Annotated in this window: 10 protein-coding genes; 6 read left to right on the top strand and 4 right to left on the bottom strand. The window is 67.1% G+C overall.

What is annotated here, in order from left to right:
* Positions 1 to 118: 118 nt before the first annotated feature.
* The 4 genes from DVDV_RS20770 to DVDV_RS20785 all read right to left on the bottom strand — a co-directional run bounded on the left by DVDV_RS20770 (position 119) and on the right by DVDV_RS20785 (position 3,362).
* A complete protein-coding gene (locus DVDV_RS20770) occupies positions 119 to 1,426 on the bottom strand; it encodes a hypothetical protein (RefSeq protein ID WP_075356485.1) in 1,308 nt (435 codons plus the stop codon).
* A 3-nt stretch (positions 1,427 to 1,429) separates the two neighbouring features.
* Positions 1,430 to 2,362, bottom strand: coding sequence for a hydroxymethylbilane synthase (gene hemC, locus DVDV_RS20775; RefSeq protein WP_075356486.1), 933 nt, complete (start codon positions 2,360 to 2,362; stop codon positions 1,430 to 1,432).
* 103 nt (positions 2,363 to 2,465) lie between these two features.
* Positions 2,466 to 2,699, bottom strand: a complete 234-nt coding sequence (locus tag DVDV_RS20780) for a zinc ribbon domain-containing protein (RefSeq protein ID WP_075356487.1) — start codon at positions 2,697 to 2,699, stop codon at positions 2,466 to 2,468.
* Between the two features lie 48 nt (positions 2,700 to 2,747).
* On the bottom strand, positions 2,748 to 3,362 hold the full coding sequence (locus tag DVDV_RS20785; RefSeq protein WP_075356488.1) for a D-sedoheptulose 7-phosphate isomerase: 615 nt from the start codon (positions 3,360 to 3,362) through the stop codon (positions 2,748 to 2,750).
* 150 nt (positions 3,363 to 3,512) lie between these two features.
* Between DVDV_RS20785 and thrB the strand changes: the two genes are divergently transcribed.
* The 6 genes from thrB (at position 3,513) to DVDV_RS20815 (ending at position 8,554) form a co-directional block, all read left to right on the top strand.
* Positions 3,513 to 4,043 (top strand): homoserine kinase, encoded by a 531-nt coding sequence (thrB, locus tag DVDV_RS20790; RefSeq protein WP_075356489.1) that lies wholly within the window; start codon positions 3,513 to 3,515, stop codon positions 4,041 to 4,043.
* A complete protein-coding gene (locus DVDV_RS20795) occupies positions 4,040 to 4,636 on the top strand; it encodes a hypothetical protein (protein ID WP_075356490.1) in 597 nt (198 codons plus the stop codon). Before thrB ends, DVDV_RS20795 begins: the two co-directional genes overlap by 4 nt.
* 62 nt (positions 4,637 to 4,698) lie before the next feature.
* Complete coding sequence (locus DVDV_RS20800; protein ID WP_075356491.1) at positions 4,699 to 5,232, top strand: hypothetical protein; 534 nt, start codon at positions 4,699 to 4,701, stop codon at positions 5,230 to 5,232.
* Positions 5,233 to 5,604: 372 nt separating this feature from the next.
* Positions 5,605 to 6,735, top strand: coding sequence for an FtsX-like permease family protein (locus tag DVDV_RS20805; protein ID WP_075356492.1), 1,131 nt, complete (start codon positions 5,605 to 5,607; stop codon positions 6,733 to 6,735).
* Positions 6,736 to 6,737: 2 nt separating this feature from the next.
* Complete coding sequence (locus DVDV_RS20810; protein ID WP_075356493.1) at positions 6,738 to 7,439, top strand: ABC transporter ATP-binding protein; 702 nt, start codon at positions 6,738 to 6,740, stop codon at positions 7,437 to 7,439.
* Positions 7,436 to 8,554: an HlyD family secretion protein gene (locus DVDV_RS20815; protein ID WP_075356494.1), complete on the top strand. Its 1,119-nt coding sequence runs from the start codon at positions 7,436 to 7,438 to the stop codon at positions 8,552 to 8,554. The genes DVDV_RS20810 and DVDV_RS20815 overlap by 4 nt, the downstream gene beginning before the upstream one ends.
* The last annotated feature ends 67 nt before the right edge of the window (positions 8,555 to 8,621 follow it).

Here is an 8,621-nt window from a genome sequence, read left to right on the forward strand (position 1 = left end):
AGTTCCTTACCCCGTCCACACCATGCACCCCCTTTCAGGGGGTCCGGGGGGGGAAGATCCCCCCCGGCGGGTACAGGGCAGCGCCCTGCCAGGGTCCGGGACAGCGTCCCGGCCAGGGCTATTTCGGAATCTGCGGCAGTCCGACCCATAAAAACGAGTAGAGCGACAGGACCAGCATGGCGGCGGCCAGGACGCCGGTGACGGGCAGGGTCCGGTTGGCGGCCTTGGCGAAGCGGGCCAGGGTCATGCCGGCCATGGCGCCGATGGGGAACAGATAGCGCCCCTGGGCCTGGAAATCGTTGACCCAGGAGTGCCAGGTGGACTGGAAGACGGTCAGGCCCGCGAAGATGAGGAAGACCAGGAGCGCGGGAATGCCCCCCCGGCCGCCGTGCAGGACCAGGGACACGGCCAGGGCGCCGGCCAGGGCCCAGAAGACGTAGCCGACGTAGCGGTAATAGATGAAGGGGGCATAGATTTTCATGTAGTCGTAGACGCCAAACGAGGTGCGAAACGTCCAGATATGCCAGGTCCAGATGGAGAAGAGTTGGGGGTAGGTCAGGCCCTGTTCGCGCATCCGCAGGCCCCAGAACTGGGTGCCGGCTTCCTGGGAGGAGGGCTTGTAGTCTTTGATGGCGTACTTTTCGGCGTTTAGGGTGGGCACTTCGGGCCGCACGGTGCGGTTGACGTAGACGTTGTAGCCCCAGCGCGCGCCAAAAAGCGTGGCAGCCACGAGAAAGACCAGAGCGGCGTTTTTGGCGGCGGCTTTGAAGTTGTGGGCGTCGAGGCCGCACACGCCAAAAAAGGCCAGGGTGAAGCCGGCCAGGACGTAGTAGTTCTGTTTGGAGATGCACACGAAGCCAAGCAGCACGCCCAGGGCCAAAAGCCGGCGCGTCTGGGCGGCGTTTTCGCCGGCAGAGCCCGGGATGGCCGGCGGATCGAGGCGGGCCACGGCGTAGACCATGCAGAACGACAGGAACATGGGAAAGGCGTCGCCGTTGAAATAGCTGAAAACGTACCAGATTTGCGGCGTGATAAACAGCGGCAGGAAGGAAATTTTACGGTCGTCCGGCAGCCGGAGAAACAGGCCCATGAGGACGGCGAAGAGAAAGATGTTGAAAAAGCGCAGGGCGATGTAGTCCGCTGCGACGAACGGGCCGACAATCCTGGCAAATTTCCCGGCAAAGAAATAGACGACATCGAGCTGCTGCAGGTAGGTGACGCCGTAGTTGCTGAACGTATTGGAGAGCCTGGGGTCGTCCAGGGCCGGGAAATCCCAGTACTGGATGAAATAGCGGCCGGCGTTGACGTGGTCGAGCTCGTCGGGGTGGACGTTGAGGCGGCTTTGCAGCGCCATGGTGCCCATGGCCGCCAGGATGCCGGCGGCCACGAGCCCGAAGAGCAGATTTTTGACGATGGATTTGGCCATGCGTCAGGTGTTGCTCGTATAGACAGCGTCGAGGATGGTTTTTGCGCCCATGGCCAGGACGGTGTCGGCCAGGGCCTGGCCCAGGGCCACGGCCTGGGTGCGCGGGCCGGAGGTGGCGTCGCGGAAGGTCTTGCCGGTTTCGGGATCGGCCACCAGGCCTTCGAGGTGCAGGGTGTCGCCGCTGAGGGTGGCGTAGGCGGCAATGGGTACCTGGCAGCCGCCTTCCAGGCGGGCGAGGAAGCCGCGTTCGGCCGCCACGGTGTCATGGCTTTCGGCGTGGTCAAAAAAGGCCAGCATGGCGGCGGTTTCCGGATCGTCCAGGCGATATTCCAGGCCAAGCGCCCCCTGGGCTGCGGCGGGCAGGAACTGCGGCGGCCCCAGGCGCACGGACTTGGGCGCGGAAAGCTCCAGGCGGTTGAGTCCGGCGGCAGCCACGATGATGGCGTCGAACTGGCCGTCCAGGAGCTTGCCCACCCGGGTGTCCAGGTTGCCGCGCAGGTCGATGATGGACAGGTCCGGGCGCAGGGCCAGGAGCTGGGCTTTGCGGCGCAGGCTGCTGGTGCCGACGGTGGCCCCGGCCGGCAGGGCGGCCAGGGAGTCGTAGGCCACGGACAGCAGGCGGTCGCAGGGGTCCTGGCGTTCGGGGATGATGCCGACCACGAGGCCTTCGGGCTGTTCGGCCGGCACGTCCTTCATGGAATGGACGGCCAGATCGGCCCGGCCGTCGAGGAGGGCTTCCTCGATTTCCTTGACGAACAGGCCCTTGCCGCCAACCTTGGCCAGGGGCACGTCGAGGATGATGTCACCCTTGGTCTTGATCGGCAGCAGGTCGACGGTCAGGCCCGGGTAGGTTTCGCGCAGCCGGGCGGCCACATGGTTGGCCTGCCACAGGGCGAGTTTGCTGCCGCGGGTGGCGATGACGAGTGTTTGGCGCATATATATCCGGGCGCTTCGGGAGCGGGTTTGGCGTGGACCGGCCAGCGCCGTTTGCAAAAGACCGGGTGCGGGCCGGTTTCCGGGGTTGCCTGGAGCGGGTCTCTTAGTGGCAGGAAGCGCAGTTGCCGCCGGCGCAGCCGGAACAGCCGCCGCCTGAGGACGTGGCCGTGCGCGCCCCGGTCTGGCCGGCACCGGTGCGGGTGCGGCAGGCGGACATGAGTTTTTTCGTGTCGCCCGAGGCGCATTTGGGGCAGGCCGGCGTGGTGGTCGCCGAGCTGGAAACGATCTCTTCAAACTGTGCGCCGCATTTGTTGCAGCAGTATTCGTACATGGGCATGGCAAAGGCTCCTTGGGGCATGGCCGGCCTGGGGCCGGAGGCGTCGTCTTATCGGTCTTCGAGATAGGGTCCAAGCTCCATGACCGCCTCGAAGAGGTAGTGGTCCACGAGCTTGCACAGGAGGTGGCCGATGGTGATGTGCACTTCCTGAATGAGCGCCGTGCGTTCGTGGGGCACGAGCAGGGCATAGTCGCAAAGGGGCACGATGGCCCCGTTGCGTCCGGCCAGACCCACGGTGGCGCAGCCCTTGTCGCGGGCGGCGCGCAGGGCGGCCAGGACATTGGGGCTGTTGCCCGAGGTGGAGATGCCGACCACCACGTCGCCCGGCGCGGCCAGGGCCTGCACCTGTTTGGCGAACACCCGGTCGTAGCCGTAATCGTTGCCGATAGCGGTAAGGATGGATGAGTCGGTGGTCAAGGCCAGGGCCGGCAGGGGCGGGCGTTCGAGTTCGAACCGGTTGACGAACTCGGCGGCCAGATGTTGGGCATCGGCAGCCGAGCCGCCGTTGCCGCAAAAAAGGAGTTTGCCGCCCCGGGCCAGGGATACGGCCATGGTCCGGGCCGTCTTGTCGACGAGTTCCGCGTTCTCGGCGAAAAACCGCAGGCGCAGGGCGCTGGCGTCCTCGACGTAGGCAGAGATGATGTGGAGCGAATTTTCCGACATGGCCTTCCTCGTCCCGACAGCGAAGCGCGTCGTCGGGAGCATCCTTGTAGCCAAAGGCCGGCCTGCTGACAACGTCGGATGGTGCGTGTTTGAATTCCGCCGGAAATAGGCTAGGATGGGCAAACAACAGGGGAACGGGGCGCGGCAGGCATGGAACCCACACTTCTCGGCCGGGTATCGGATGAACGGTGCGTGAGCCTTATCGGCATGGCCGGGGCCGGGAAATCGACGCTGGCCGCCCTGCTGGCCCGGCGACTGGGCTGGGCCTGCCTGGACACCGACCGCCTGATCGAGGCCCATTGCCGGGCGCGCCTGCCGGACATCCTCGAGCGCTGCGGGCTGCCCGGGTTTCTGACCATCGAGGAAACCGTGGTGGCCGGGCTTGGCCTCAAGCGCTGCGTGGTGGCCACGGGAGGGTCTGTGGTCTACGGCGCGCGGGCCATGGAGCGGCTGAAAGCCATGGGGCCGGTGGTCTATCTGTCCATCGACCTGCCCACGTTTCTGGCCCGGGTGGGCGATCCCGGGCAGCGCGCCTTTGTCATGCCCCGGGGCATGACCCTTTCCGATGTCTATGCCGAGCGCCAACCCCTGTACGCCGCTGCCGCCGATGTCACGGTGGTGAGCTGCGGGGTGACGCCCGAGACTTGCCTCGAACACATTTTGCAAGGAATCCAGTCGTGACCGCATCGTTTCCAGCCTCGCGCACCCGTGGGGTGCTTAAAAAACTGGCCTCGCTCTACGCCGACATGGACGCGGCCTATGCCGCTGCCGCTGCCGCTACCGGGCTTGACTGCGCCGGCTGCGCAGACAACTGCTGCGTGAGTTTTTTTCAGCACCACACCCATGCCGAGTGGCTCTATCTCCACGAGGGCCTGGCCAAGCTTGCGCCCGAGCGCCGGGAAGCCTACGAGGCCAGGGCCCGGGCCTATGTCGAGGCCGTGCGCGAGAGCCTCGCCCACGGGCAGACGCCAACGGCCATGTGCCCGGTCAACGACGACGGGTTGTGCGGCCTCTACCAGCACCGGTTCATGATCTGCCGGCTTCACGGCGTGCCCAACGTGCTGCTGGCCGGCATGAGCATCCGCGAATTTCCGGGCTGCGGCCCGTGCCAGAAGCTGACCGCCGCCGGCGGGGGCAAGGCCATGGACCGCACGCCGCTGTTGCGCCGGTTGGCGGCTTTGGAGATGGAATTGTGGGGCAGCCGGCCCGGCCGTCCGCCCAAGGTGGACCTGACCCTGGCCGAGATGATCCTGGCCGGCCCGCCCGGGAAATAGCGGCGCGTTGACCGGAAATGACCGAACGCAACATGAGGCCGGACCGCGTAAAGGGGGGAGACATGGATGTCGCGCGATTGTTTGGGGGGTGCAGGCTTGTGGTCCTGGCCGGGCTGCTGCTTGGCCTGCTGGCCGGCTGCGCCCGCACCACGGTGTCGCATCTGGAGTCCCGGCCGGTGGTGGCGGCCACGCCCACGACCCTGGCCATGAAGTATTTCCGGTTTGAATTCACCGGCAAGCCGGCCGGCGACGGCTACCGCATCCACGGCCGGGCCGTGCCGATTGTCGACGCTCTGCCGCCCTGGGTGGACCGCCTGGAGGAACTGACCCTGGCCGCCTATCTGCGAAATCCGGCCGGCGAGGTCATTGCCACGAGCGAAAAGCCCTACAAGGGCATGGCCCTGGGCGAGGGCGCGGTCGTGCCCTTTGAATTCGACCTGTCCCCGGCTGGCGACGCGGCCGGCAACTATGCCATTTCCTTTGGTTACAAGGCGATCTTCGGCTCCCAGAAGGCGCGAAACGCCGTGGCTCCCAAGGGGCCGCCTCCGGCCGGGGCGGTCTTTTTCGCCGGCGAGGGCGCGGTGCGGATGCAGTAGCCGCCGGTCCGGCCTACAAAATTGTCGCGCGCCCTACACAATCGTCGGGCGCGTTGGCATTTTGGCAGCCGGCCTTTTGCGGCCAGGCGGCCTGCCGGGCCGCTTGCAGCCGTTTTTCGCATTTGGCACGGCCTTTGTATAAGACCAGATGACCCCGGTGCCCGGGGGGCAGACGCCAGGGAAACCTCCACCCGACCGGCTGCCGCCCGAAACCTCCTTGGATGGCTGATGGTTTGGCGTTCCGCGTTTTCGCGAAAGCGGCGTTGCAGCGATGCAGCGCCGCTTTCGTTCTGCTGCTTTCCCCTTTACCGCCGCCCCGGGATGCGGTAGCGCCAAGGGGCCGGCAGAGCCTAAGAAAGCCGGCCCCTTGCCATGATTATCCGCATTGCACTGCGAAATCTTCTGCACGACCGCGTGCGCCTGGCCGTCACGCTGACCGGCGTGGTCTTTGCCGTGGTGCTCATCGCCGTCCAGGGCGGCCTTTTTGTCGGCTTCACCCGGGCCACCTCGTGTGTCATCGACAACACCGAGGCCGAGGTCTGGGTGGCCTCGCGCGGGGTGCGAAACTTTGACGTCACCCACCCCCTGCCCGATCAGAAATTCCATCAGGTCCTCGGCATTCCCGGCGTGGCCAGGGCCGAGCGGTTCATCGTGCGCTTTGCCAACTGGAAAAAGCCGGCCGGCGGCCAGGAATCCATCGAGGTGGTGGGCTTTGATCCGGCCTCGGGCCTGGGCCGGCCCTGGGCGATGACCGCCGGCAGCCAAAGCGCCCTGCGCCTGCCCGACGCCGTGGCCGTGGACGAACTCTACCTGGGCAAGCTCGGCATAACCGGCCTTGGCGACCGGGCCGAAATAAACGACCGCCGGGCCAGGGTCGTGGCGCTCACCCGCGGCATCCGGTCGTTTACCACCTCGCCCTACGTGTTTACGTCCTTTGAAAACGGCCTCAAATACGCCGGCTTTGCCCGGGGCCAGAGCACCTACCTGCTGGTGCGCCCGGTTGCCGGCCTTTCGGCCGAGACCCTGCGCGACGCCATCGCGGCCGGTGTTCCCGATGTGGACGTTTTCACCCGCGAGGAGTTTTCCGGAAAAACCCAGTATTACTGGATGTTCACCACCGGGGCCGGCATGGCCCTTCTGATCGCCGCCTCCCTGGGGCTGGTGGTTGGCGGCGTGGTGGTGGCCCAGACCCTCTACGCCACCACCGTGGACCATCTGCCGGAATTCGGCACGCTTCGGGCCATGGGCGCGCCCGGCGGCTACATCCACCGCATCATCGTGGCCCAGGCCGTGGCTGCCGCCCTGGTCGGCTACGCCTTCGGCATTGCCATCAGCTATTTCCTGGTTTCCCTGGCCGAGCGTGGCGGGGCCTCCATCCTGCTGCCGCCGGGTATGGCTGTCGGCCTGTTTTTTCTCACCGTCGTCATGTGCGTGACGGCCGGGCTGGTGTCGATCCGAAAGGTCACCAGCATCGACCCGGCCATGGTCTTCCGGGGGGCCTGACCATGTTGCCGGGCAAACCGCTCCTTGAGGCCCGCCGGGTGGCCAAGACCTTTACCCTGGGCAAGGTGGCCGTGCCGGCCCTTCGCGGCGTGGATATGGCCGTTGCCGCCGGCGAGGTGGTGCTGCTCATGGGGCCTTCCGGCAGCGGCAAGACCACGCTGCTCTCCATTCTCGGCTGCATCCTGGCCCCGACCAGCGGCAGCGTGGCCGTCATGGGCCGCGAGGCCTCCGGGCTGCCCGAGGCCGAGCTGGCCCGGGTGCGTCTGGCCCATTTCGGCTTCATTTTCCAGGGCTACAATCTCTTCCCCACGCTTTTTGCCGAGGAAAACGTCCGCGTCTCGCTTGATTTGCGCGGTGTCGGCAAGGCCGATGCCGTGGCCCGCTCCCGGGCCGCCCTGGAGGCCGTCGGCCTTGGCGACAAGTTCCGGGTGCTGCCCCGGGACTTAAGCGGCGGCCAGAAGCAGCGCGTGGCTATTGCCCGGGCCCTGGTCGCCGAGCCGGAAATCCTTCTCGCCGACGAACCGACCGCCGCCCTGGACTCCGAAACCGGCAAAGCCGTCATTGCCCTCCTGCGGGAGCTGGCTGTCAGTCATGGCCGCTGCGTAGTCATCGTCACCCACGACGCCCGCATCGCCGCCTTTGCCGACCGGGTCATCCGCATCGAAGACGGCCGCATCACCGGCCAGGGGCAGGAACCACTATGATGCAGCGCACGGCCTTGCTCCTTGTGGCCGCCTTCATGATCGTCGGCGGGGCCTTGTGGCTTCGCAGCAATACGGCCCGAAAAGCCGTCCCGCCGGCCAGGACCGTTGCCCCGGGCGTCCTTGCGCCCTCTGTCCCGGCAGCGCCCCCGGCCGCCGCCGAGGCCGGGAGCGCCGCCTGGGTGGCCGCGCCCGGCCGGGTGGAGCCGGTCTCCGAGGAAATGCGCCTGGGCTTCGACATCGCCGGCAAGCTGGCCGAAGTCACGGCCGAGGAGGGCGACACGGTCAGGCAGGGCCAGATCCTGGCCCGGCTGGCGGCCGACGAATTTGCCGCCCGCATCGATGCGGCCGAGCAGGCCCTGGCCGCCCGCGAGGCCGCCCTGGCCAAGGTCCTGGCCGGAGCCCGCGATATGGAGCGCAAGGAAGCCAGGGCCGCCCTCCAGGAAGCCCGCACCGTCTCGGATGTGGCCCGCATCGAACACGAGCGCCGCCGTCGGCTCCTGGCCCAGGAAGTGCTTTCCCAGGAAGAGGCCGACCGGGCCGAACGCGAATACAAGGTGGCCTCCGACCGCTTGGACGCCTCCCGGCAGCGTTTCCGCCTCGTGGACGACCCGGCCCGCGAGGAAGACGTCAAACGGGCCATGGCCGAGGCCGCCGAAGCCCGCGCCCGTCTGGCCGAAGCCCAAGCCCTGGCCGCCAAGGCCGTCATCCGTTCGCCCATTAACGGCGTGGTGCTGCGCAAACACCGCCGGGCCGGCGAAATGGTGTCCGTGTCCTTCGACACCCCGGTGGTCACCGTCGGCGACATCAGCCGGCTGCGCGTGCGCGCCGACGTCGATGAACGCGACATCTCCCGGATAAGCCCCGGCCAGAAAGTCGTGCTCATGGCCGAAGCCTACGGGGAGCGCCGCTTCACCGGCACCGTGGTCCGGGTGGCCAGGATCCTTGGCAAGAAAAATATCCGCACCGACGAACCGGCCGAGAAAAACGATACCCGCATCCTCGAAACCCTGATCGACGTGGACGCCCCGGCCGAGCTGCCCGTGGGCCTGCGTCTGGATGTTTTCATCATCACCGGCCCGGACGGCGAAAAGACCCTGCCGGCCTATACGCCGTAAGCAACCGCCAGGGCGCTGCCCTGGACCCGCCGGGACGCTGTCCCGGACCCTGCCGGGGGGGGATCAT

It is taken from the genome of Desulfovibrio sp. DV, assembly GCF_001936595.1.
GTDB lineage: Bacteria > Desulfobacterota > Desulfovibrionia > Desulfovibrionales > Desulfovibrionaceae > Solidesulfovibrio.